The 23,879-nt window shown below is 54.2% G+C and carries 19 protein-coding genes; 3 read left to right on the top strand and 16 right to left on the bottom strand.

Annotated elements, in window-relative coordinates; translation table 11 throughout:
* Positions 1-2: 2 nt before the first annotated feature.
* Both J0A66_RS15900 and miaE read right to left on the bottom strand, forming a co-directional pair.
* Positions 3-1,853 (bottom strand): alkaline phosphatase PhoX, encoded by a 1,851-nt coding sequence (locus J0A66_RS15900; RefSeq protein WP_206574833.1) that lies wholly within the window; start codon positions 1,851-1,853, stop codon positions 3-5.
* Between the two features lie 172 nt (positions 1,854-2,025).
* Positions 2,026-2,781 carry a tRNA isopentenyl-2-thiomethyl-A-37 hydroxylase MiaE gene (gene miaE / locus J0A66_RS15895; protein ID WP_206574832.1) on the bottom strand — a complete coding sequence of 252 codons (756 nt, stop codon included), beginning with the start codon at positions 2,779-2,781 and terminating at the stop codon, positions 2,026-2,028.
* A 228-nt stretch (positions 2,782-3,009) separates the two neighbouring features.
* Here miaE and J0A66_RS15890 point away from each other — a divergent pair, with 228 nt between their 5' ends.
* Positions 3,010-3,609 carry a Yip1 family protein gene (locus J0A66_RS15890; protein WP_206574831.1) on the top strand — a complete coding sequence of 200 codons (600 nt, stop codon included), beginning with the start codon at positions 3,010-3,012 and terminating at the stop codon, positions 3,607-3,609.
* Between the two features lie 83 nt (positions 3,610-3,692).
* Here J0A66_RS15890 and purF read toward each other — a convergent pair whose 3' ends face one another.
* The 6 genes from purF to truA all read right to left on the bottom strand — a co-directional run bounded on the left by purF (position 3,693) and on the right by truA (position 9,526).
* Positions 3,693-5,210, bottom strand: a complete 1,518-nt coding sequence (gene purF, locus J0A66_RS15885; RefSeq protein WP_206574830.1) for an amidophosphoribosyltransferase — start codon at positions 5,208-5,210, stop codon at positions 3,693-3,695.
* A gap of 14 nt (positions 5,211-5,224) precedes the next feature.
* The gene (locus J0A66_RS15880) at positions 5,225-5,713 is read right to left on the bottom strand and encodes a CvpA family protein (protein ID WP_206574829.1); all 489 of its coding nucleotides are present in this window, start codon (positions 5,711-5,713) and stop codon (positions 5,225-5,227) included.
* Positions 5,714-5,852: 139 nt separating this feature from the next.
* Positions 5,853-6,440, bottom strand: coding sequence for an SPOR domain-containing protein (locus J0A66_RS15875; protein WP_206574828.1), 588 nt, complete (start codon positions 6,438-6,440; stop codon positions 5,853-5,855).
* A gap of 3 nt (positions 6,441-6,443) precedes the next feature.
* Entirely contained in the window at positions 6,444-7,706 is a 1,263-nt protein-coding gene (gene folC, locus J0A66_RS15870; RefSeq protein WP_206574827.1) for a bifunctional tetrahydrofolate synthase/dihydrofolate synthase, read from the bottom strand.
* Positions 7,707-7,709: 3 nt separating this feature from the next.
* Positions 7,710-8,564, bottom strand: coding sequence for an acetyl-CoA carboxylase, carboxyltransferase subunit beta (accD, locus tag J0A66_RS15865; protein WP_206574826.1), 855 nt, complete (start codon positions 8,562-8,564; stop codon positions 7,710-7,712).
* 158 nt (positions 8,565-8,722) lie between these two features.
* Positions 8,723-9,526, bottom strand: a complete 804-nt coding sequence (gene truA / locus J0A66_RS15860) for a tRNA pseudouridine(38-40) synthase TruA (protein WP_206574825.1) — start codon at positions 9,524-9,526, stop codon at positions 8,723-8,725.
* A 147-nt stretch (positions 9,527-9,673) separates the two neighbouring features.
* Between truA and J0A66_RS15855 the strand changes: the two genes are divergently transcribed.
* Positions 9,674-10,756 carry an endonuclease/exonuclease/phosphatase family protein gene (locus J0A66_RS15855; RefSeq protein ID WP_206574824.1) on the top strand — a complete coding sequence of 361 codons (1,083 nt, stop codon included), beginning with the start codon at positions 9,674-9,676 and terminating at the stop codon, positions 10,754-10,756.
* A gap of 14 nt (positions 10,757-10,770) precedes the next feature.
* Here J0A66_RS15855 and J0A66_RS15850 read toward each other — a convergent pair whose 3' ends face one another.
* From J0A66_RS15850 to J0A66_RS15840, 3 genes are all read right to left on the bottom strand, one after another.
* On the bottom strand, positions 10,771-12,177 hold the full coding sequence (locus tag J0A66_RS15850) for a 2OG-Fe(II) oxygenase (RefSeq protein WP_206574823.1): 1,407 nt from the start codon (positions 12,175-12,177) through the stop codon (positions 10,771-10,773).
* Between the two features lie 164 nt (positions 12,178-12,341).
* Entirely contained in the window at positions 12,342-13,559 is a 1,218-nt protein-coding gene (locus J0A66_RS15845) for an NHL repeat-containing protein (RefSeq protein WP_206574822.1), read from the bottom strand.
* Positions 13,543-14,340 carry an NAD-dependent epimerase/dehydratase family protein gene (locus J0A66_RS15840; RefSeq protein WP_206574821.1) on the bottom strand — a complete coding sequence of 266 codons (798 nt, stop codon included), beginning with the start codon at positions 14,338-14,340 and terminating at the stop codon, positions 13,543-13,545. The genes J0A66_RS15845 and J0A66_RS15840 overlap by 17 nt, the downstream gene beginning before the upstream one ends.
* 73 nt (positions 14,341-14,413) lie before the next feature.
* Between J0A66_RS15840 and J0A66_RS15835 the strand changes: the two genes are divergently transcribed.
* The gene (locus tag J0A66_RS15835; RefSeq protein ID WP_206574820.1) at positions 14,414-15,352 is read left to right on the top strand and encodes a LysR family transcriptional regulator; all 939 of its coding nucleotides are present in this window, start codon (positions 14,414-14,416) and stop codon (positions 15,350-15,352) included.
* Between the two features lie 202 nt (positions 15,353-15,554).
* Here the strand turns inward: J0A66_RS15835 and J0A66_RS15830 are convergent, their stop codons facing one another.
* The 5 genes from J0A66_RS15830 to fabB form a co-directional block, all read right to left on the bottom strand.
* Positions 15,555-18,416, bottom strand: a complete 2,862-nt coding sequence (locus J0A66_RS15830; RefSeq protein WP_206574819.1) for a FimV/HubP family polar landmark protein — start codon at positions 18,414-18,416, stop codon at positions 15,555-15,557.
* A 343-nt stretch (positions 18,417-18,759) separates the two neighbouring features.
* Complete coding sequence (locus J0A66_RS15825) at positions 18,760-19,776, bottom strand: aspartate-semialdehyde dehydrogenase (RefSeq protein ID WP_206574818.1); 1,017 nt, start codon at positions 19,774-19,776, stop codon at positions 18,760-18,762.
* A 25-nt stretch (positions 19,777-19,801) separates the two neighbouring features.
* Positions 19,802-20,926 (bottom strand): 4-phosphoerythronate dehydrogenase, encoded by a 1,125-nt coding sequence (locus J0A66_RS15820; RefSeq protein ID WP_206574817.1) that lies wholly within the window; start codon positions 20,924-20,926, stop codon positions 19,802-19,804.
* A gap of 75 nt (positions 20,927-21,001) precedes the next feature.
* On the bottom strand, positions 21,002-22,300 hold the full coding sequence (locus tag J0A66_RS15815) for a DEAD/DEAH box helicase (RefSeq protein WP_206574816.1): 1,299 nt from the start codon (positions 22,298-22,300) through the stop codon (positions 21,002-21,004).
* Positions 22,301-22,518: 218 nt separating this feature from the next.
* Positions 22,519-23,733, bottom strand: coding sequence for a beta-ketoacyl-ACP synthase I (fabB, locus tag J0A66_RS15810; protein WP_206574815.1), 1,215 nt, complete (start codon positions 23,731-23,733; stop codon positions 22,519-22,521).
* Positions 23,734-23,879: the final 146 nt, after the last annotated feature.

The raw sequence follows: 23,879 nt of genomic DNA, 5'->3' as shown, positions 1-23,879 counted from the left end.
GATTACTGACCTTTGGGGTCGTACAGCCACAGGGTGTTGTTTTCCTGGAAGCCGTCTTCACCGATAATCACGCGACCATCGCGCATCACAAGGGTGTTGTCAGGCTGGGACAACTGATCCACGTCACAACGGGCCGCACCGGTAAGGCTGGAGCGGTAGGTCGAGCCCATCACAACCGGCTCGATGCGGGTCAGGCTGTAGTTATTGTCGATATGGGCACGCAATAGTCCACCACAGTCCTTAACCCTGGCGGATAGCTGCATATCACCTTCGTTGTCCACCATGGTGCCGTCCATATCGGCGATACCGATATACATATAAGCCTTGTCCACTACCTCGTCTTCGATTACATCCTCACCAGTCACCGCTTCAAGTACCCGATCATGATTGATGCTGATGCCTTCGAGCTTCACCCACTCGGCAGTGGCACCTTTAAGGCGGGCGGCCTGGCGGGATTCAAGGAACACCGCACGGTTATCCATCGGCTGGCCGGCCGTTACCGGGCTGCCGCCTTCGGCAACAGTGGGATAAGTTGCATCGCCATCGGCCCAGGCCTGCACGTCGGCCATAGACATATAGCTGGTTTGACCCTCGACGTAATCATCGCTGCCGATACCATCATACTCGGCAATCCAGGCTTCTATTGTGGCATTGTCCCCATGCGCCAGTTCCACCCACTCCACGTCAAATCCCGTCACTGCAGGGTCGGACAGACCGGCATCCTGGGTCAGTTTGGCGCCATACAGGGTGCCGGCACTCAGATCCTCTGCCGTATCGGCAATAAACTTGAACAACACACCGCCGGTGTCATCCTGTGAGGAATAGACCGTCTTGCGATCCGGCATGACCACAGAATTTTCATGCTCGTAGCGGCCGATGGTGTAATGCTTGACGACTACTGGCGCAGCGCCGGTCGGCTCCTTGATTTCGGCAATGTACCCGTAACGATAGGGGTTGGGAAAGTCTGGGGCGGTCAGGGCCTCGATGCCATCCGTATTGGTATCGGCCGGATCATTCCAGCTCGGGCTGGTAGTACTGTTAACCGAAGAGTTGACGATCCACTCTTCGGAAGTCAGCGGGGTGCCCCAGGGTGAGACAGATCCGAAACAGTTGGCAGCCGTTCCCCCGACATCATCGAAGTCCACCATCATGGCGTCGGTTACAGACCAGTCGCCGGTGGCGTATTTTACTATCTTCATACGACTTACGCCGCCAGGATAGGATTCCCAGTTGGTGAAGAGATAACCTTCGTTCTCTGCGGTGGCGATAAAGCCGTTAAAGTCCGGGTTTTCATTCTCGATGATCTTCTCGCCGCTGAGGATACTGTAGTGCACGCCCAATCCGCCCGGCAGGCCGTTGGCCCCTAAATCAGCAAAGGTATCGCCGGTCTGGCCCAGGATCTGATACTGTCCCACCGCCGACATGACTGTCTGTCTTTCGAAATCTGTTACCGGCACCGGAGAGCTGACAATATTTTTAGGCAGATTATTGAAGTTAACCCCCGCCAGAACGCCTACGGTACCGCGGTTGATTGGACGGCCATTGACCGCATCCACTTCGGCATTGCTGTCGTCAGGGTGCTGGACGTTGAAAAAAAGATCGCCATCATCGGACAGGAAAGCGCCTGTGACCTCGGCACCGGCAGGGACAGTGGCCAGGCGGGTCAGCTTACCACTGGCAACGGCACCTTCACCGTCATCACCGGCTGGCCCCTGTGGGCCGGGTGCGCCAGCCGGTCCTGCGGGCCCAGCCGGGCCGGCTGGACCGGCTGCCCCGTCATCTCCGTCACAGGCGGTGAGGGCCAGCACCACAGAGGCGGCCAAAAGAGAAAATTTGCGTTTGTGTTTTAACATGGGTCTGTTCCATTATTCTTTAGTTATGCACTACGTCTACTGCTCGGCTGGACGTCAAAAAAGGACTCCCTGGAAGGGAACAACCCATGTTGTAAGTTGCAGGTTTCAGTCTGATTAAGTTATTGAGACAAAAAGAAGAAATTAATATGACAGGCCAGAAGGCAAACCGCCGTTATGCAGGCGGGCCACTGTGAAAGCGGAACTCTGTATCGGGTGACTGGACTAATGAGGCCTCGGCCTGGCCTATTGCCTGTATTCTGTGGCCAATATCCTGCCCGGCAATTTTTCGGGCCAGGCTCAGGTAGTCTTCAAAATGGCGCGCTTCACTGCGCAGCAATGAGGCATAAAAATCCCCCAATACCTTGTCCACATGAGGCGCCAGGGCAGCAAAACGTTCGCAGGATCGGGCTTCGATATAAGCGCCACAGATAAGTTTATCCACCAGATGAGCGGGTTCGTGGCTCCTGACCTGCTGCATCAGTCCCCTGGCATAACGTGCAGCACTGAGATTTTCGTACCGAATTCCCCTGTCCGTCATAATTTCCAATACCTGCTGGAAATGGTGCAGCTCTTCCTTAATCAACAACACCATCTTGTCGATGAGCTCCTCACCAAACTCAAAATCCGACTGACTGATCAGCTTCTTTGACAGGCCGCTGCTGCCGGCGCTGAAGTCCCCTGAGCCCTGACCTCGATAGACATAATCCTCATAGGGTCTGAGCCAGGCCAGCAACGTCTCGCCGCTGTCCTTGTCCACGGCATAGCGTCGAATCAACCACATGGCCGTCTGCGCCGCTTTCAGCTCGCAGTTGGCATGGTCGATCAAAAGGACAGCCAGGTTCTGCTGTTTTCTGGCCTGTTCTATCCAGGCTTTGGGCGTCGGGCAGCCTAAAAAGCCTTGAATAGGTTTCAGTAATTCCGGGTACATGGTGACTCCGCCAGGCAGGCAAAGAGGCGTATTCTACCCACAAACGTAAACTTTCGCAGCCGAATGCCGGGGCGAGCCGGTGAACGTCAAATAAACTGTTGACGTAATGACCAAGGTCAAAGAAACTGATGTTAAATTAATGTTAACTTATAACAACTTTGCCGATCTATGCCGCTCCGGCATCTCGACGGACAAACACAACGCCATCAGCGCTAAGTGAGGTAACTTATGATCCTGAACCACTTATGGGGTCTCTACGCCCATCCCAAAGAAGAATGGCAAACCATTGAAAAACGCCATGAGAGCCTGACCTACAGCCTGACCCATATACTGATCGTGGCCCTGATCCCGGCTGTCACAGGCTACTATTCTGCGGCCCATCTGGGCTGGAGTATCGGCGTGGGGGACCTGATCAAACTGACCCCGCAAAGCGCCATGATGATGAGCATCGCCATGTATCTGGCTCTTATCGCGGGCGTCATAGGTCTGGCTTACCTGATTCAGTGGATGGGCAAGACTTTCGACGCCAATCCGACTTTTACCCAGTCACTGGAGCTTGCCGCCTATACGGCCACGCCCATTTTTATGGTCGGCTTCGCTGCCCTGTTCCCCGTACTCTGGTTCGTGATGCTGGTGGGACTGGCCGGTCTGACCTACTCTGTCTACCTGCTTTACTCGGGTCTGCCCATCATCATGCAGATCCCTGAGGAGAAAGGCTTTATCTACTCCAGCTCGGTGGTCACCTGTGGTCTGGTGTTGCTGGTGATTATCATGGCTGCCTCCGTCATCCTGTGGAGTATGGGCCTGGGCCCGGTTTATGTGGGATGAAGCTCAAGGGGGGCAATAAAACCCGGCTGGCCTAAAAGCAGAAAAACCGCGTCAGACGCGGTTTTTCCTTCTAGGGGGAACCCCTATTCCACATCCAGGTTATGCATTTCCAGATTGCACAACTCCATCTGCGGACGCTGATGACGGGCCGTATCGTTACGCAACAAGTCCAGCCGGTTCAGGTAATCCTGGTCCACATCGCCGGTAATATAGTTGCCGTCGAATACCGATGTCTCGAAACGCAGAATGTCGGGGTTTTCCTCATTGACCGCTTCCACCAGATCACTGATATCCTGAAAAATCAGGCCGTCGGCCTTGATTAACTGGCAGATCTCCTCGATTTCCCGGCCATGGGCAATCAATTCGTTGGCCGAAGGCATATCGATGCCGTACACATTAGGGAAGCGAATTTCCGGAGCAGCAGAGGCAAAGTAGACCTTTTTGGCACCAGACTCCCGGGCCATGGTAATTATTTGTTCGGAGGTAGTGCCCCGTACAATGCTGTCATCCACCAGCAATACATTCTTACCGGCAAACTCAGAAGAAATAGCGTTGAGTTTGCGGCGCACCGACTTACGCCGCTGGGTCTGGCCCGGCATGATAAAGGTGCGGCCGATATAACGGTTCTTCACAAAACCCTGGCGGTAAGGCAGGTTCAATTCCTGGGCTATCTGCAAAGCGATATCACAGGACGTTTCAGGGATGGGGATGACCACATCAATATCCAGGTCACTCCAATCCCTGGCAATCTTCTGACCCAGCTTACGTCCCATATTGACTCTTGAGGCATACACAGAGATGCCGTCAATAAAAGAGTCCGGGCGGGAAAAATACACGAACTCGAAGATACAGGGTGTATGCGTTGGGTGATCGGCACACTGCTGGGTAAAGAGCTGGCCGTCCTCGGTGATATAGATAGCCTCCCCTGGCGCCACATCCCGGATAAAGGTAAAGCCCACCACATCCAGGGCTACGCTCTCAGACGCCACCATGTATTCGTCACCGAATTCGGTCTCCCGCTTGCCCAGGGCCAGCGGCCGGATCCCATGGGGATCACGAAACGCCACCATACCATTGCCAATCACTGCGGCTACAACCGCGTAGGCCCCCTTGATTTTGCGATGCACGCGGGTTACGGCATTGAATACGTCCTGGGGTTCCAGGGTCAACCCCGAACAATTCTGCAATTCATGGGCAAAGATGTTCAGCAGCAATTCCGAATCGGAATTGGTGTTGATATGGCGACGGGCAATACGAAAAACCTCTTCGGCCAGCTCATGGGCATTGGTCAGGTTGCCGTTATGGGCAAAAGCAATACCATAAGGGGAGTTGACGTAGAAGGGTTGGGCTTCCGCCGAACTGGAAGTACCAGCCGTGGGGTAACGGGCATGGCCTATACCAAAATTACCTGTCAGTCTTTGCATATGGCGGCTATGAAACACATCCCGCACCAGTCCGTTGGCCTTACGTAAATTAAACATACCGTCATCGACTGTGACGATCCCTGCAGCATCCTGCCCGCGATGCTGCAGAACGGTCAATCCGTCGTACAACGCTTGATTGACCGGGCCTTTACCCACGATACCAACGATACCACACATGCAAATTACCTATTTTAAGTAGGGTTTAAGAAACTGGAGTGGTTCTGCAAATACTCGAAGAACCATTCGATCACAATACTGAATTCAGGGATCAACCTGGAACTCTGCCACCAGTGAGCGCTGGGAAAGCCGGTGAAGGCATCCATAAAAAAAAGCAGCGCACTGACCACCAATGCCCCTCTGAGTAACCCGAATACTGCACCCAATGCCCGGTCGGTACCCGACAAGCCGGTGTATTGGACCATCTGACCAAGCAAATAGTTTATCAGACCACCCAAAATCAGAGTGATTACAAAGAGGATGGCGATGGCCACGCCGTTGCGTACCATGGTGTCGGAAAAATTTGTAAGATGTACGGCCAGGTCGGCGTAAAATTGACTGGCGATAAAAAAAGCGGCGAACCACACGGCTAGAGAGATGGCTTCTTTGACGAAGCCCCTGACCAGACTGATCAGGGTGGACAGCAGGATAATGCCGATGATGCAGTAGTCGATCCAATTCATGCCATGAGTCGGTGGAAAATTGCCGCGCGCATTCTAGCAAAAGTGACAAGGGAAATCTTGTTTATTTGCCCGTTGCCTGTGACAAAGACACGGGTTATCCAACACTTCTCACCCATTGCTGGTCACCCGTTCCTTAAGGTCACTCCACCTTAAACTCAGTGACCTTGCCCTGCAGTGCGGTCAGTTCCTTGAGATGGGGCAAGGCCTTTTCCATCTTGTCCTTTTGCAGATCCGGGCCGACAAATACCTTGGTCAGCTCACCGGCACTGGTCTGAATCTTACGGCTGAAGGCGCGATAACCGGCCGCTTCCAGTTTGTCCAACAACTCACGCACATTCTTCTGGTGGCGAAAGCTGCCTAGCTGCACGACCCATCCGGCCGTCACGGCTTTCTGTTCAGCGGTATCCTCCACCTGATAGTCTCCCACCGCCGAGGCAGATTTTTCCTCCGAGGCGAGCTCCTGAGCAACCGAGGGCGACTCAGTGGGGGGATCGTCAAGGGCGACTTCTTCCACTATCTCCACCTTACGCCCTACCCGGTCCTGCACCTCCTGATGAGGGAAAGGCTCCGATTCTGGCACTGCGCGCAGAGCGGGGCGGGATGGCACCTGCAAAAAGGTGTCCTTATGGGAGATCTTTTCGCCGTCCAGTATGTCAGGGAGGAAGATAACGGCCAGGGCCACCATAATAATGGTGCCAACCAACCTGTTTTGAAATGCAGAAGACAACCCCTACTCCTTGTTTTGCAAGTCAGGCAACGCCAATATCTCGGCAACGGTCAGGAAGGATCCGAAGACCAGGATCAGGTCCTGCTCCTTAGCCTGGCGTCTGGCCTGGATAAACGCCTCGGTTACCGAGTCGTAGTCTATCACGCTTTGACCCGCTGGCAGCAAGGCATGCAACTGCCCGCTGCTGGCCCCCCGCGGCGGGCCAAGGGAGGCAAGGTGCCAAACCGGCTCAAACTCGGTGAAAACGGCCAGGCTGCTGCGAATATCCTTATCCTTTAGCATACCCACCACCAGGTGCAGTTTTTGCCACTGACGGGCGCGGATCTGGCTGGCCAGATATCCTGCCGCCTGTGGATTATGGGCGACATCGACCAGGATATCCGGGCGACTGGCGATGAGCTGACAGCGCCCCGGCAACCTAACACTGCTCAGCAGCCGGCTGGCCTCCAGCTTGTCCAACAAACCCAGCAATTTAAGTGCGCACAATGCGGTGGAAGCATTGGCCGCCGGAATAGCCGGAATCGGCCCCTGTACACCGTTCCCTTCGCGGTCCTGCCAGACAAACTGGCCCTTATCAAGGCGGTAACTGAAGTCCTGCCCCTGCCAACATGCCCGTACTTCCAACTGCTGGCAAATCCCAATCAGATTATCGGGCGGGTTGGGTTCACCAATTATCGCCAGACCATGGGCACGGAAAATACCGGCCTTTTCTGCAGCAATCAATTCACGGGTATCACCGAGCCAGTCCTGATGATCCAGATCGATGGTCGTGATAATGGCAAGCTCGGGAGCCAGGATGTTGACCGCATCCAGTCGTCCCCCCAGGCCCACTTCCAAAATGGCGAAATCGGGACGATGTCGGGCAATCAGTACCAGCGCGGCCAGGGTGCCGAATTCGAAGTAGGTCAGGCTGGTTTCACCCCGGGCTGCCTCCACGATGGCGAAGGCCTGGCAATGCGCCTGTTCATCAAGCAGCACACCGTTGATACGAACGCGTTCACGATAATCCAGAATATGCGGGGAACTGTACACGGCAGTGCTTTTGCCCGCCAGCAAAGCTCCCTGCTCAAGCATGGCGCAGGTGGTGCCCTTGCCATTGGTACCGCCTACCGTTACCACCCGGATCCTGGAAAAATCCAACTTCAGGCGTACAAAAACTTCATTGACCCGCTCCAGGCCCATGTCGATGGTGGCCGGATGAATGGACTCCAGATAACGCAACCAGCCTTCCAGAGTGGAAGGCTGTTGATGGGCAGGATAAGACATGGTTCAGAGATGATGTGAATGTAGTTTACTGAGTACGCTGTAGAGCTTCTCACGCATCTGGCGCCGATCCACTATCATATCGATGGCGCCTTTCTCAATCAGGAATTCACTGCGCTGGAAGCCCGGGGGCAGTTTTTCCCGCACCGTCTGCTCAATCACTCGGGGACCGGCGAAGCCAATCAGCGCCTTGGGCTCTGCCACATTGACATCACCAAGCATGGCGAGACTGGCAGAGACCCCCCCCATGGTCGGATCCGTCAGCACCGAGATATAGGGCAGGCCCTTTTCGCTCATTTTGGCCAGGGCGGCGCTGGTCTTGGCCATCTGCATCAAAGACAGCAACGCCTCCTGCATACGGGCGCCACCACTGGTGGAGAAACACACCAGCGGGCAGTTGTGTTCAAGGCAGGCTTCCACCGCCTTCACAAACCGCGCACCAACCACGGAAGCCATGGAACCGCCCATAAAAGCGAATTCAAACGCAGCCACTACCAGCGGCATACCGTTAAGCTTACCCTTGACCACCACCAGGGCATCTTTCTCATTGGTGGCTTTCTGGGCCGCCACAATACGGTCTTTGTACTTCTTTGAATCCTTGAATTTGAGGATATCCTGCGGCTCAAGATCGCCGCCAAGTTCCACACGTTCACCCTGGTCAAGAAAACTGTTTATTCTGGCCCTGGCACCGATACGCATGTGGTTATCACATTTGGGGCAGACTTCCAGTTGTCGTTCCAGCTCCTGCTTATACAGGGTTGCCTGACATTCTGAACACTTGGTCCAGACGCCCTCCGGAACATTGGCCTTAGCGGTGGCGGACTGCTGTGTACGGGGTAATATTTTCTGAATCCAGCTCATGGAATCCCTTTGTACTGATTATGCTTGGAAGCGATTGATTCTCGCTAAGTATATCTGTTGTTGGCCCGACAGGCACCCCTGGGGCGCCGAGGAGCTGATAAGGCTAAATTGGCGCTATTAGAGCATAAACCTGCGCCGTATCGAAAACAAAACTGGTCTTAGAAGTCACCACCCAGTTGGTCGGGCAGAAACAAAGGGCCCGGACTGCCTGTCGGTAAACCAAAAGCCTCGGGATAGCTCACATCCACCAGATACAGGCCGTTGGGCCTGGCCGTGGCCGCGGCTTTACTGCGATCTTTCATCTCCAGCAATGTCTGCAGCCATTCCACCGGCTGTCTTCCTGAGCCGATTTCCAGTAAAGAGCCGGTTATATTGCGTACCATATGGTGCAAGAAAGCATTGGCCTGGATCTCCAGCACCACAAAGTCTTTGAGGCGATGCAACCTGATATGGGTGACATTACGAAACGGCGATCTGGACTGACAGATAGCCGCGCGAAAGGCGCTGAAATCATGTTCGCCAAGCAGGCATTGGGCGGCCTGCTGCATCTTGTCGATATCCAGATGGCTGTGATAGTGGGTAACACCCTGGCGCAGAATACCGGTACGCAGGGGGTGGTTATAAATCACGTAGCGATAACGCCTGGCGGTGGCAGAAAACCGGGCATGGAAGGCTTCGGGCACTTCCCTGGCCCATTTAACCGCAATGGTATCAGGCAGGCTGGCGTTCATGCCCAACGTCCATGCCCGCATGGCTCTTGGTTTGTCCACATCAAAATGCACCACCTGGCCTGTGGCGTGTACGCCCGCATCGGTGCGCCCCGCACAGGTCAACTCTATGGGTTGGTCGGCAATCCGACTGAGGACTGTTTCCAACTCCTGCTGGACACTGTTGACTTCCCGCTGACGCTGCCAGCCGTAATAGCTGGCCCCGTCATACTCAATCCCCAGAGCTATTCGCATTTCCACTCTCACTGATTCAAAACGGCCGGATTATATCAGGAATGGGCCGGGGAAAAACGTACGTGCCACAAGGATCTGAGCTGTTTCGACTACAATGGAGGCTAAGTGTGGTGCCCCGGGAGGGGATCAAACAACGAGGACAAGGATTTGCTCATTAACCTGTTTTGTTTTCTCAATCTGCTGCTTGTGGCCTTTTGCCTGATCCCACTTTTGCACTCTGAAGCCTGGTATGTCAGAGCGCTGGCCTTCCCACGTCTGCAGTTTTCCGCCCTGGCCCTGCTCATGTTGCTGTTGGAGTTCGCGTTACTGGATTTGACCCGGCCCGCGTCCGCATTGTTAATCTGTGTATCCGCCGCAATCCTGTTTTATCAGGCCAGATGGATACTGCCCTATACCCCCTTGTTCGATACAGAAGTCAAAGCCGCTCCGGCTGAAACCAACCCCACCCTGTCCATTATCGCCGCCAACGTCTATACCCCCAATCGCAATGCCGCCAAACTGATTGAGATAGTCCGCCGGGAAAAACCGGATATCCTGGTTACCCTGGAATCTGACCAGTGGTGGCAGGATCAGCTCGACGCCCTTTTGCCATCTTATCCCCACAGTATTCAGTGCCCGCTGGATAATCTCTACGGCATGCACCTGTATTCGCGCCTGGCGTTGGAAAACGGACACATCCGTTATCTGGTCGACCAGGGCGTCCCGTCCATTCATGTGGCCGTGACAATGCCGACAGGGCAAAAGGTAGAAGCGCATTTTATCCATCCAACGCCTCCGGCGCCGCCGGAGAATACCCGTTCGCTGGAGCGGGATGTAGAGCTGCTGATTGTGGCAAGACAGGTCAAAGCTCAGGATTGTCCGGTGGTGGTGGCAGGCGATCTGAACGATGTGGCCTGGTCGCGCACTACCCGGCTGTTCAGAAAAGTCAGTGGGCTGTTGGATCCCAGAATAGGACGAGGCATGTTCAACACCTTCCATGCCCGCTGTGCCCTGATGAGGTGGCCCCTGGACCACCTCTTCCACAGCCGCCATTTCAGGTTAAAAGAGATAAGGCGCCTGGAGGCCTTTGGTTCCGACCACTTTCCCCTGCTCACCCGGCTGGCACTGATGCCCGATAGCAATGAGAACGGTCAGGCGCCAGACATGGACAGGGGAGACAAACAGCTGGTGGATGAAAAGCTGGCGCAAAAAGAGGCCGATAAACACAGCGTTCCCACTCCCTTGAGTTGAGAACGTCTGATGGTTCAGCCTTCTGGTTGGAAATGACAGAAAATATTGGCGTAGCGGGTGCCATTAAGTGGCTGAGGACGGCCATGCCTGAGTCTTGCCCCTTCATAGCAGAGGATCTCTCCCGGTTTGAGGACAAGTTGATGCAGCCGGCAGTAATTGTCCTCTATCTCCAGCGGCCAATCCTCATTCACTTGTTGATCCACATTGATTATGGCGCTGATGATATGGGTGTCCAGCCTGTCCCGGTGAAGCTTGAGCATGGCCCCATGATGATAGACACGAATGCCATAGACATAGGTGGGCGCCAGCGGCTTGCCACACCATTGTTCCAGCAGGGGTTTGAGCTTATCGTGCACTTTAGTCCGTAATGCGTCGGTAAGGGAGACCAGACTGCTGCTTCGCGTTACCGGTCCCTGATTAACGATAAAGTTACCCGGCACATGCTCCTCCTGAAGATTGTCCAGGTTGGCCTGATAAAAGGCGCGTAACTCTTCAAATAAATCCCGTGGCAGGAGCAGCCTGGCAAAGCCGGTACGGGTGTAGTTGGGAATCAACTGGTTGGCATCCTTGCAGAACATCTCCGGTGTCGGTTTTTCCGTCGCTTTGACCCTGAACCACTTTGTGATGATGACTTTTTCGCCGGACAAAACAGGTTTCGCATGATGCAGGGTATGGTAATTGCCGCTACCGTCCTTCTTCAGACTGTTCCAGATTACTGCCTTGCCACGTCTGGGACTGAAGCGCTCGCCCAACCGCGGAAAAACCGTCTCTCCCCCGTCCTGGACATCGTTGAGATAAATCATAAAGGTATAGGAGCGTTGTCCTCTTTGGGCACCATGTACCGGTAGTTCATGGGCTTCAAAGTAATCCGTATGGGGCTTGAACTCCTGCCCGACCTGATAATGCTGTCCCTGAATCACCTCCCCATAAGCCGCATCGATGCCAAGGTACGCACAGATCTGCTGGTCGATTCTTGCCACCAACGGATCATCCATATTGCCCAGGTAGCAGGTGCTGCTGGTGCGAAAGCTGCGATCTGACTCTTCACTGGACAGGCGGGAAGGTTGTAACTTGCCTTTGATAAGCTCAACCAACCGACAACACTCCTCCTCGTTGAGAAAATCCTCCACCGCATACATCTCAACCAGATCGGAACACAAGTTGTTTGCGTTGGGCAGAAATATCTTATCCTGCACTGGCTTGCTTTGCGCTCTGGCCTTGCCAGCCTGTTGTCTGGCGTGCAGGGGGTTGGCAATGAGCACCAAAGGGATACTGGGCTCGTAACCCATTTCCCCCTTGACGGCCTGATAGTCAAAGCCTTCATCGATCAGTATCTTAAAGAGTCCATCCTTATTGTGCCCAGCGGCCAGGTTAGTGCGGAGCCAGTTTTTCCAGCTCGGATTGAAGTGGGTCTTGCTCAAGGGAATGACTCTGGCCTGTCTATGGGTGCCAACCAGTGTAAGTAACTGCAGCCCTGGGCTCAATGCTGTCAGAAAAGTTTAATATTGACCCTTTCCCCAACGCTGCCACGCAATCCGAGCCGTTGTTTTCTTCTCACCTCTATCAAGAGCAACGCTTCATTGAACTAACGGGTCATCCAGGCCAGCCCGGGATCGATAAGTGAAGGACATACATGATCCCGAACCAGAGGTAATGCAGCGATGATGGGTTCATTGACTGCTTTTTGCTCCTGTGCCACCGGAGTTGCATCCATGGATGAATTTTGGATGTAATAAAAGCACTGATGAGCGATAAAACCCGTGGTCGGTACCCTGAGATCCGGGTCTTCTGTATCGTAATATTGAACCTCCACGGCTTTCTGGGTGATAAAATTCAACACCACAACCTTGTTGCTCCCCAAGGAGTTTTGCACACCGATCAGTTCCCCCTGCCAGTAGTAAAGACCGTCAATGCCCCCAACAGGTGTCTGTTTTGGGGCTGTCACGGCAGCAATCCGATGATTAGTGTTCAGCGTTAACTGATACAGGCCGATGGCGTCAGCGATAAATATCCGCTGACGTGCTTGATCGCATGCTATGCCATTAGGTGCCAGCAATTCACCAGGTTTGACCAGTGCCACGAGGTCAGGCTTGAACTTATCCATCTTAAACACCTGATGACCTGTGGAGTCCGTCAAAAAAACAGAGTGGTCAAGCAAACAGAGGTCGTTGAACTGTCCAACCTGTACTGCTGGCCAACTGTGCTGCCAGCGAACAGTACCCTCCGTCGTGAGAGCGGTTAACATAGACATGCCCTGCTGCGCCTGGTGATGAACTACCCATAGCAGATTTTCCTGTCGGTCATACTTGATGCCTAGACTGATGCCCCAATCCGCCCGCTCAAGGTTGAGATCCGAAAGGGTCGTAGCGGATAGATTCAGCAATCTGCCATCCTTCAGGCTGCCAATAACCAGGGCCCTTTGTTCCTCCAGGTAAGCCAAACTTTCCGGGTACAGATCAGCGACGGGAATGACAATGTGATTCTGACTACTGCCGACGCTTTCTTTCATCAGTTTCCTCAGCCTCCCAAGGTTATCGAGCACGGCCGGCGACGGATTGGGAAAGTCCGCCGGGTTGATGCCAGCCTGCCAATTTTCCCCGACAAGTAGCTTCAGCCATCTCAATGCCTGAGCTTCGTCTCCGCGGGCATGATTCAGCCGGGCCAGGTAATAGGCAGAACTGAGGTGGTTTTGTTGCTGATACTCAGACAAAAGGCGTTCTTCAACGGATTGTGCGTCAGCCTGGCTGGCAAGCAAAATACTGGCGCTCAAGCCCCGCAACACTTTGTTAATCCACTTTCTCATCACGACCTTCCTGTTGATAACGAATATAGTCTGGCCGCCAGCCAATCTCACGGGATCTTTGATTGGATGCATGGAGAATGTTCTGCAGAAAAGGGAGCGCAACCTTATCCGGACTCAGCATCCCTTTTTCGGCTTTGGCAACCGCCCGAATGATATCTTCGGCTAACTCACTGTACCCGGTCGCAGCGTGAAAGATGCCGCTGGCGCCTTCCTGTATAATTTTGAGATACAATCCAACGACATCATCAATGTGCACCATAGGCCAGCAGCCAGACTGCTCGGGAAGGTAAAAACGATCTTCTGCATCCCTGGGTAACAGACTGTGAATATGCCCCCCACACCGGCCATAGACAAAGCCCAGTCTGACCACTGCTGAGCCGGGTGACGCCCTGAGCAACTCGGCTTCGGCATGGTTACGCCAATTGCTGTCCGGATGTGAGTAGGGCACTTCGTGCAGGCAGGGTAGCGAGGGACAGGTAAACAGATTACCGGTATAAAGGATCCGCACGCCGGATTGCAGAAAGAAACGCAACGCAGTCAGATCGGAATGACTGTCTTCTTGGTCATCGATGTAACCCATGGCCGTGTGAACAATCAGATCACATTGGCGGATAACCTCACCGTGCAGCCCCAGGCTGCCCAGTTCTCCCACCACCGATTCACCGGGCAAGCCACTCAATGGCTCCCGGCTAAGTGCAACAACCTCAATACCTGAATCCACCAGCGCCATGTAAATGTGGCGCCCAACATATCCGCGGGCACCGGTCAGAAAAACTCTCATACAGTCTCCTTTTGATTGAGAATTATCTGCGGGCATGGCTTAATTAATCAAACCGATACAATTTATATGGTGTATGAATAATATTCATAATATTGAACTTCGGTTACTTCGCGTACTGCTGAGCCTCAAGGAAACCCAAAGTGTCTCGTTGACCGCCTCGAAACTCCAACTGACCCAGTCAGCAGTCAGTCACTCGCTGAAGCTGCTGCGCAATCATTTTGACGATGCTCTTTTTGTCCGCAGCGGCCATACAATGGCACCTACCAGCCTGGCTGAAGCTCTATGCCCTGCCATCAGAGAGGCTTTGGATTATTTGGGCCAGGCACTGCGCATACAGGGAAGCTTCAGTCCCGATATCAGTGAACGAACATTTACCCTGGCTGTAACCGACTATGTGGAAGCGATTTGTTTCCCGCCAATATTACGCTTATTGTCATCCCAGGCACCGGGAGTCAAATTGGTTGCCAGACCGATGAATGACCACCAGCTTGCGGCAATGGGCAGGGAAACGGAGATCGCCATTGGCCATTTTCCCTCCCTGCCGGAAAACTTTCATAGGGTAAAACTCTGGCACGAGAGCTTCACTACCATTGTTTCCGCAGATCATCCAAGAGTGACGTCGGACAGGATCAGCCTGGAACAATTTCTGAGGGAGAAACATATCCTGATAAGCCCCGATGGCTCTGGATTCGGCATGGTAGATAAAGAGCTGCTCGCCATGGGCCAGAAAAGAATCGTGCAGCATACCAGTCGCGGCTTTCTGAGTCCGGGACGTTGGGTCGCCAGCACCGAATTTATTGCGACCATCCCCTCTTCTATCGCAAATTTATTAAGGGCAGAGTTACCCGTCCGCTGCCTGCCGCCCCCTTTATCACTTCAGGGCTATGATGTCAGCCTGGTATGGAATGATGTTAATCATCACGACGCGGGACACCAATGGCTGCGGCAACTGATAAAAAGTCATTTGCCTGAAATGACAGGTCATCTCAGGCAAACCGAGAAGGTGAAATAATGCGATTAGGCCAATTCTAAGGCCTGGCAGTGATTGGGGCGTGGGAAGCCGCGTGCACTCAGGCGAGTCTCCTGAGACGCCGGAAGGGAGCTGCCTGTCAGAGATTCTAAAATCATGTCAAAGCTACCAAAGGGATCCCGGTCCGAGAGGGATACTGAATCCAGTTCAGGACGCCCCGAATTTCCAGAGCAGAGCATATAAATCACAGCAGGGTATCGAGGATCCCCTTCGCTTCTTCCTGCTGCTCTTCGCTGCCCTTTTGCACCACTTCTTGCAACAGTTCGATGGCTGATTCCTTATCGTCCATTTCCAGGTAGGCCCTGGCCAGATCCAACTTGGCATTCAGACCGCTGTCTTTGTCCACGTCGACCAGGTCCTCATCGTCTTTAACGCCGGAATATTCCTCCAGATCCACATCCAGATGTAAATCCTTATCCCCACTGCGGTCTTCTTCTGCTTCAACACTTTCGTTGAGCAGCGCATCAATATCCAGGAAATCGTCTTCGGACTGCGCCAGAGGCTCAGGCGGTTCCGGATCTTCCAGGTGCTCGTTCAACAGACTTTCCAGATCCAGTTCGGTGTCGGGCTCGTCTTCCTGTTCGATGCTTTCAAGCATTTCGTCAAAATCGGACGACGCCAGTTCATCCATGATTTCAGCATCGGAAGCCTCAGCACCGGATTTGTCGCTTTCCTTATTTTCCAGCCAGTCACCAAGACCAGGGAGTTCGTCCAGGTCCTTTTTCAGTTCCTCCTCGTCATCGGACAGGTCCTCGTCGTCCAGGTCAGCCAGCGCCCGCTCAAGATCCTCATCGTCAAGCATTTCATCCAATTCAGTTTCAGGTGACTCGTCCTGAGGAAACTCTTCTTCGTCCTGATGCCTGTCATCACCTTCAAGGAGAGACTGTTCCAGTTCGTCGGTCTCATCCGTTTCATCTGACCGGCTTTCCTCAATCAGTTCATCTTCGACTAAGGTATCCTCAGGCAACCCTGTTTCATCACCAGTCAAATCACGTTCAAGCGCAAAGGACTCCTGTTCATCCTCGTCCATATCCTGTTGCTTGTTCTCATCTGCCTGCTCTGGTGGCGTCGCTGTTTTCTGATCCCATTCGTCTTTTTGCTGCTCTTCAGCCGGTTCGTCATCTTTGTCTGACGGACGGACGTCCTCAGCTTCAGGCTGCTGCTCTGTTTTGCTTTCCAGCGCAGACAGGGATTCATCTTTCAGGCTCGAGGGGGTGGCCTGCTCCTGTTCCAGCAGCGCATCGATATCATCCATGTCCACGGGTTTATCAGCCGGTGCGTCCGACCCGGTATCTTCTGCCTGCGCTTGGGGTGCATCAGGTTCATCACCGGCAGCCTCCAACTCGCTGAGCAAATCGTCTGACAGCTCATCAAGCTCGGCTGCGTTTCTTTCCTGTTGCTGATCGGCGTCCTGCTGCTCTTCTTCGAGTTCGGCCAGCAGTTCATCGGCCAAATCGTCCTGAATATTGTCGGCTTCTTCCAGTTCAGCCAGTAATTCGTCAGTCAGTTCGTCCAGTTGTTTACCCTGGGTGGCAATTTCCTGGTCAAGCTGTTCAATCAGCTCATCAGACAAAGACTCGCTGGCTGACAATTTGTCGACCCTGAACCCGTCGTCCTCTTCAGAGGATTCGGCAGCCATAGGTTCATCTAGCAGTTCATCAATACTGATTTCGGGCTTTTCCTGCTCATCCTTGCCCAGGCCGACATTTTCTTCGAGCATGGCGTCGAGTTCGTCGTCCCAATCATCATCGGCGGCTTGGGAAGCCGGCTTGGTTGCCGGCTCGTCCACTTCAGACAGATCAATGGCATCGTCAGAACCCCCACCATCGTCAAGGTCCATCACCTCATTCATCAATTCATCGTCTTCAGCGAACAGATCGTCCAACTCGTCCTGTTTAAGCGTAGCCGAGCCCTGCTCCGGTTTTTCCTCCTTCTCCTCCGGTACCAGCATTTCGTCAGCCAGATCGTCAAAGTCTTCCAGTTCTTTTTCCAATGCGGCATCAAGAGACTCTTCCAACTCGTCTGTCAGCACGTCATCGAGAAGCTCTTCACCAAACAGATCGTCGTCCTGGCTGTCGTCATCCAAATCACCTGACAGCTCATCAGTGAGGGCATCAGACAAGTCATCCATTTCGTTATCGGCAGGGGGCGGAGGGACGTCCCGGGGAACAGCCTGTTTACCAGCCGAGGGCTCGGCCGGCTGGCGTCTGCGTAGCCAGAACACCAGGCCGCTTAACAGCAGCAAAGCGGGGATAACACCGGCGGCAATCAAAGTAGCAGGACTTTCCAGCCAGCTCTGTCTGGCTTCCTGTTCCTGTCTGGCTTTGATTTGCCGGGAGAAATCCACCAGTTCATTTTGCTGGACCAGCAGGGACTGCAGCCGCTCCTGATCCTGGTTCTGGCTTTCCCGCAACGCTTCGATGTCCTGATTGACCGCGTCAAGCCGATCCAGTACCTGGTTGTTCTCGTCCAGCAGAGACTGGACCGACTCGATGGACGCGGCAATCTGCTGCCGCAACATATCAAACTGGTTCCGGTTTTCACGATCCAGATTGGCTATCTGCTGCTCTATGGCCTGGCGGGTCTGAGACAACTCCTCTGTGCTGGCACCTTTTTGCACCGGCTTAAGATTCTGTGGGGTGGGAGCTTGACCGGCGGGACGCGCCTGGGCCAGCGCAGCATCATCCTGGGCAGCTTTCTGCCGGGCATACTCTTTGTCGAGACGGGCAATATAGCGCTCCGATGGCAGTTTGAGCATAGCGCCATCCACCATCAGATTGAGGTTCTCATTCTCGAAGGCCGCAGGATTGAGCTGGTAGATGGCTACCATGACCTGGTAGATACTCAGATCCGGGTTCTGGCGGTAACGTTGGGCGATGCGCCAGAGGGTGTCACTGGACTCAATGGGGCCATAAACCGCCCCTGAATATTCTCCGCTGGCGTTTTTTGGGCCCCTTATTTGGGTATCCTGGAATTCGGCAGCCCAGACGAGACTCAGGGAGAAGAAGCATGCCAAACCACCTATCAGCAATTGTCTTATTCTCATACTTGTCCTTCACCGCCCCGGAAAAGTCGGTGCAGAAGGAAAGCCGATGCACCGAAAAAGTTATCTGTATTAATAAGTAAGCTCTTCATTGAACCCAGCGCCGCCAACTGTTCTCAGCAGTTATACAGCAAGTTACGTTCCAAGCCGAACTATAAACCAGATACCTGAGCTGATCCATAAAGGGTCACCGGCTGGGGATAAATTGCGTTCACGCCATTGTTCTACCTATCGGCAGACAGACCAGAACATTAAGGGTATGGAGCCTTTAGCGGCCAATAAAGGGCGTTGCTGATAAACTAAACCCGGCACAGGGCCGGGTTGTCAAAAGATTGTCGGTGAGCCCTTAAAAATAGTCGCGGACCAGCACCTCGGCAATTTGTACGCTGTTGGTCGCTGCCCCCTTGCGTACATTGTCCGATACCACCCACAGATTCAGACCGTTGGGGTGGGTGTGATCTTTACGTACCCGTCCTACAAACACTTCATCCTTGCCACTGGCATTTCCGACCTGGGTGGGGAAGTCCGCAGGTTCGCGCATTAGAATGACACCCGGCGCAGCCTCCAGCAACTGCATCACGGTCTCCACATCTATGGGCTGACGGGTTTCCAGATGCACTGCTTCACCATGACCATAGAAGACAGGCACCCGCACGGCGGTGGCATTGACCATGATGCTGTCATCCCCCATGATCTTCTGGGTTTCCCAGTGCATCTTCATCTCTTCCTTGGTGTAGTCATTGTCCTGAAATACGTCAATCTGCGGGATCACGTTAAAGGCAATCTGACGGCTGAACGCCTTGGGTGTCACTTCTCGGCTGGACAGCAAGTCTGCGGTCTGCCTGGCCAGTTCCTCCATGGCGCTTTTACCCGCTCCTGAGACGGACTGGTAGGTCGCCACATTGATGCGGCTGATGCCAACCGCATCCTGAATGGGCTTTAATGCCACCAGCATCTGGATAGTGGAGCAGTTGGGGTTGGCGATAATATTGCGATTACGAAAATCCGCCAGGGCATGGGCATTCACCTCCGGTACCACCAGCGGAATATCCGGTTCGTAGCGATACTGGGAAGTGTTGTCGATCACCACACAACCCGCTTCGGCTGCCAGGGGGGCGTACTTGGCAGACACGCTGCCGCCTGCGGAGAAAAAGCCCAATTGAACCTGCGACCAGTCAAAGGTTTCGGCATCCAGTACCTTCACATCCTTACCCTTGAAACTGACCGTCCCCCCGGCAGAACGTGAGCTTGCCAGCGGATAGAGTTTATTGACCGGAAATTCCCGCTGTTCGAGAATTTCAATCATGTGCTGACCGACCAGGCCGGTGGCACCCAAAACGGCAACATCAAAGGCACGAGACATTGACAGGGATCTCCTTAGGTTAGGGTTATATGTGAGCCGGGCTGAACCCGAGCCCGTAGATTGCCTCTGTCATGGCACAATTTCCACAACTAACTTGCACCGAAGCAAATTCTCTTCTTATAGCATAGTGCTTACGAATATATTCGAACCGGGCCGCCGTTCCAGCCCCCTGCCGAAACGCTGCATCATCATTGCGCACGTCGTATACAGCAAAAACCAACGATGCCAGTCCTGCCTGGTCGGGCTGCTGACAGTGGAGTCTGGGAACTGTCGGTCTGGGCAACAGGGTCGGCAGGGATATTTTTGCTGGCCTGGCCAGGATTGGGGCTAGCTGCAGGTACAGCATTTCTGTGCCTCTGGCCTTCCCTTCCAGGGTATGGCCGGCGATATGTGCACTGGCAAGGGCAAGGTGCGGGATTAATTCAAACAGAATCTCAGGCTCATTTTCCCACACATCCAGGACGACCTGCAACGGCCGACCCGCCTTAAAAGCTTCCAACAAAGCCCGATTATCAATGACCTCCCCGCGACAGGCATTGATCAGTATCTGGTCATCGCTGAGATTGGCCAGGCGTACCGCATCAAACAAGTGATGGGTGGGATAGTGCCCCGACCTTATCAGGGGCACATGCAGACTGATGATATCGCAGTCCATGATCGCATCCATGCCGACAAAGTTACGGGGATCCCCGGCATCGGCAAGAGGCGGGTCACACAACAGATAATCGATGTTCAGCGCACTGAGCTTGCGTGCCAACGCCGTGCCCACATGTCCTGCACCGACAATCCCCATACGTTTATCAGTAACGGACCAGCCCTGTCGTCCGGCCAGGGCAAACAGGCAACTGATCACATATTCGGCCACGGCAATGGCATTGCAGCCCGCGGCGGAACCCCAGGCGATGCCCTTGTCACTGAGATAGTCGGTATCCATATGATTGGTACCGGCCGTGGCGGTACCCACATATTGGAGACGGGGGCAGACTTCAATCAGTTCCCTGTTAACCTGCGTGGTGGAACGCACCAGCAGAATATCCGCATCCTGCAGTTGCTCAGCTTGTACCGTCCGGCCACTGAACCTGAACACCTCTCCCCAGTCGGAGAAAAATTCATCAGCATACAACAGGGAGTCTTCACAGTAGATCTTCATCGGGCAAGCCTGGCAGCGGTAAAGCTGCCTATTTTGCCCGGTTCATACCTAAATACCAATCCACTCGTGAAGTGATCAGGCTGCCCTGGCACCTGGCTGCCGGGCCTTTGGATTTGGACGTCGTCTTCTGCGCGGCTGACCGCTGCCTTCATTGGCCTGGGAGGGTCTTGGTTTCTCACCCATCCTGCGTCTTGACGGGCGCGCCGCCGGTCTGTCGTCAGGTTCATCCACCGCATTGGGATCCGGAGCAAAGCCTTCAACCGTCACTTTGGGCAGTTCACGCTTGATCAGCCTTTCAATGTCCCGCAGCAGCTTCTTTTCATCGCCGCTGACCAGAGAGATAGCCTCTCCCTCGTTGCCGGCGCGACCAGTCCGGCCAATACGGTGGACATAGTCCTCAGGTACATTAGGCAGTTCGTAATTCACCACATGGGGCAACTGGTCTATGTCCAGTCCGCGGGCGGCGATATCGGTGGCCACCAGCACACGCACCTGGCCCGATTTGAAATCAGCCAGGGCCCGGGTTCTGGCACCCTGGCTTTTGTTGCCATGAATAGCGGCCGCGGTCAGGCCGTCTTTTTCCAGCTGTTGGGCCAGGCGATTAGCCCCATGTTTGGTACGGGTAAAGACCAGTACCTGGCGCCAGTTCTTAGAACCAATCAGGTAAGACAGCAATTGGCGTTTGTTGGACTTGTCCACCGGATGGATGGTCTGCTCAACAGTCTCCGATGCGGTATTGCGTCTTGCCACTTCCACCGACACCGGTTGATTCAGCAGGCCGTCCGCCAATCGGCGGATCTCATCGGAAAAGGTGGCCGAAAACAGCAGATTCTGGCGCTTGGCAGGCAGCAACTTGAGCACTCGGCGAATATCATGGATAAAGCCCATATCCAGCATGCGATCGGCTTCATCCAGTACCAGAATTTCCACCTGGGACAGATCCAGGGTTTTCTGATTCACATGGTCCAGCAGGCGTCCCGGCGTCGCCACCAGAATATCAACACCACGGCGCAAGGCAGCGATTTGTGGATTAATGTTCACCCCGCCGAAGATCACGGCACTGCGAAGGGGCAGGTTCTTACCATAGGTTTCCACACTCTCCGCCACTTGGGCCGCCAGTTCACGGGTAGGTGTGAGGACCAGGGCGCGCACAGGCCTGACCCCGGGTTTGACTGGACGCCCCTGCAATAACTGCAGCAACGGCAGGGTGAAACCGGCGGTTTTACCCGTGCCGGTCTGGGCACCGGCGAGGACGTCCTTGCCTTGCAGGACCAGGGGAATGGCCTGCGCCTGGATAGGGGTAGGCTGGCTGTAACCCTGTTCGGCAACAGCACGCAAAAGTTCAGCCGACAGGCCGAGTTGTTCAAATGACATATTAGTTTGACTCCGAAACCGGCCTACTCAATGCATTAGCACCGACACGGTCTTAGGCGGGAATAAAATTAGCGTCTGGGGAAGTTTGGGTGTTTCACAAGACAGGTGCCGACCGACGGGCACCAAAAAGAGGATGCGACTCTAACAGCATGCGCTGCCAGAGTCCATTGGTTTATTCGGCGCAGGGAAGAGAACGCCCTTCCCTTACCAACCCTCAGTTATTTCTCGAAACGGCGCATTACCAGAGTGGCATTGGTACCACCGAAGCCGAAGCTGTTGGACATGACGACATTGAGCCTGGCCTGACGAGCCTCCCTGACAATATCCAATCCCTGGGCCTGGTCGTCCAGATTATCTATATTCACCGACGGAGCAATAAAGCCATGCTCCATCATTAACAGGCTGTAGATGGCTTCATGCACCCCGGCCGCGCCAAGAGCATGGCCGGTCATGGCCTTGGTGGCACTGATGGCCGGCGATCGCCCGCCGAATACCTGCTGGATAGCCTCCAACTCCTTTACATCGCCCACCGGCGTCGAGGTACCATGGGTATTCAGGTAATCGATTTTCTCTTCCACCCCCTGCATGGCCTGCTGCATGCAGCGAACCGCCCCCTCCCCTGAGGGGGCAACCATATCATAGCCATCGGACGTTGCGCCGTAACCAATGATCTCGGCGTAGATCTTGGCACCCCGGGCCAGGGCATGTTCCAGTTCCTCGACCACTACCATGCCGCCACCACCTGAAATAACAAAGCCGTCACGAGCACCATCGTAGGTGCGCGAGGCCTTGTCAGGGGTTTCATTGAACCGGGTGGACAGGGCGCCCATTGCATCGAACTCCATGGCCAGGGTCCAGTCCACCTCTTCACCGCCGCCGGCAAACACGACATCCTGCTTGCCCAGTTGAATCTGCTCGACCGCGTGACCGATACAGTGTGCACTGGTGGCACAGGCCGAGGAAATGGAATAGTTTATGCCCTTAATCTTGAAAGGCGTGGCCAGACAGGCAGACACTGTACTGCTCATGGTTCTGGGTACCATATAGGGACCGACCCGCTTGACACCTTTTTCACGCAGAATATCCGCTGCTTCCACCTGATTCTTGGAAGATGCGCCGCCTGAACCCGCAACCAGACCGGTACGCACGTTGGATATCTGCTCTTCAGTCAGGCCGGCATCTTCGATGGCCTGCTGCATTGCGATGTATGAATAGGCTGCAGCCTCGCCCATGAAACGCAGGGCTTTGCGGTCAATATGTTCACTGACATCCATTTCGATGTTGCCCCACACCTGGCTTCGCAGCCCTTTGTCGGCAAACTGTTGGGAAAAGCGGATGCCACTCTTGCCCTGTTGCAGGGATTCCAGAACTTGCTGTTGGTTGTTACCAATGCTGGACACCACGCCCAATCCGGTAATCACGGCTCTTCTCATCTTGTTACCTTAAATTAAATTGAATGTTGGCACTCAGGCGCCTTGTACTTATCTAAACCTTATTCATCAGGATTCGACAGACCAAGTATGGCCGTTGCCATCCCACAATCGATAAAAATTGTCCCTATGGTAAAGAAAATAGCTAA

Source organism: Bowmanella dokdonensis, assembly GCF_017254865.1.
Lineage (GTDB): Bacteria > Pseudomonadota > Gammaproteobacteria > Enterobacterales > Alteromonadaceae > Bowmanella > Bowmanella dokdonensis.
This window is presented reverse-complemented; position numbering and strand designations above follow the sequence as displayed.

Coding starts and splice junctions, on each gene's coding strand:
- accD (WP_206574826.1), bottom strand. CDS start 8,564: ATGAGCTGGATTCAGAAAATATTACCCCGTACACAGCAGTCCGCCACC.
- folC (WP_206574827.1), bottom strand. CDS start 7,706: ATGTCTTATCCTGCCCATCAACAGCCTTCCACTCTGGAAGGCTGGTTG.
- J0A66_RS15900 (WP_206574833.1), bottom strand. CDS start 1,853: ATGTTAAAACACAAACGCAAATTTTCTCTTTTGGCCGCCTCTGTGGTG.
- purF (WP_206574830.1), bottom strand. CDS start 5,210: ATGTGTGGTATCGTTGGTATCGTGGGTAAAGGCCCGGTCAATCAAGCG.
- J0A66_RS15825 (WP_206574818.1), bottom strand. CDS start 19,776: ATGTCTCGTGCCTTTGATGTTGCCGTTTTGGGTGCCACCGGCCTGGTC.
- miaE (WP_206574832.1), bottom strand. CDS start 2,781: ATGTACCCGGAATTACTGAAACCTATTCAAGGCTTTTTAGGCTGCCCG.
- J0A66_RS15845 (WP_206574822.1), bottom strand. CDS start 13,559: ATGAGAAAGTGGATTAACAAAGTGTTGCGGGGCTTGAGCGCCAGTATT.
- fabB (WP_206574815.1), bottom strand. CDS start 23,733: ATGAGAAGAGCCGTGATTACCGGATTGGGCGTGGTGTCCAGCATTGGT.
- J0A66_RS15830 (WP_206574819.1), bottom strand. CDS start 18,416: ATGAGAATAAGACAATTGCTGATAGGTGGTTTGGCATGCTTCTTCTCC.
- J0A66_RS15815 (WP_206574816.1), bottom strand. CDS start 22,300: ATGTCATTTGAACAACTCGGCCTGTCGGCTGAACTTTTGCGTGCTGTT.
- J0A66_RS15880 (WP_206574829.1), bottom strand. CDS start 5,713: ATGAATTGGATCGACTACTGCATCATCGGCATTATCCTGCTGTCCACC.
- J0A66_RS15820 (WP_206574817.1), bottom strand. CDS start 20,926: ATGAAGATCTACTGTGAAGACTCCCTGTTGTATGCTGATGAATTTTTC.
- J0A66_RS15890 (WP_206574831.1), top strand. CDS start 3,010: ATGATCCTGAACCACTTATGGGGTCTCTACGCCCATCCCAAAGAAGAA.
- J0A66_RS15840 (WP_206574821.1), bottom strand. CDS start 14,340: ATGAGAGTTTTTCTGACCGGTGCCCGCGGATATGTTGGGCGCCACATT.
- truA (WP_206574825.1), bottom strand. CDS start 9,526: ATGCGAATAGCTCTGGGGATTGAGTATGACGGGGCCAGCTATTACGGC.
- J0A66_RS15835 (WP_206574820.1), top strand. CDS start 14,414: ATGAATAATATTCATAATATTGAACTTCGGTTACTTCGCGTACTGCTG.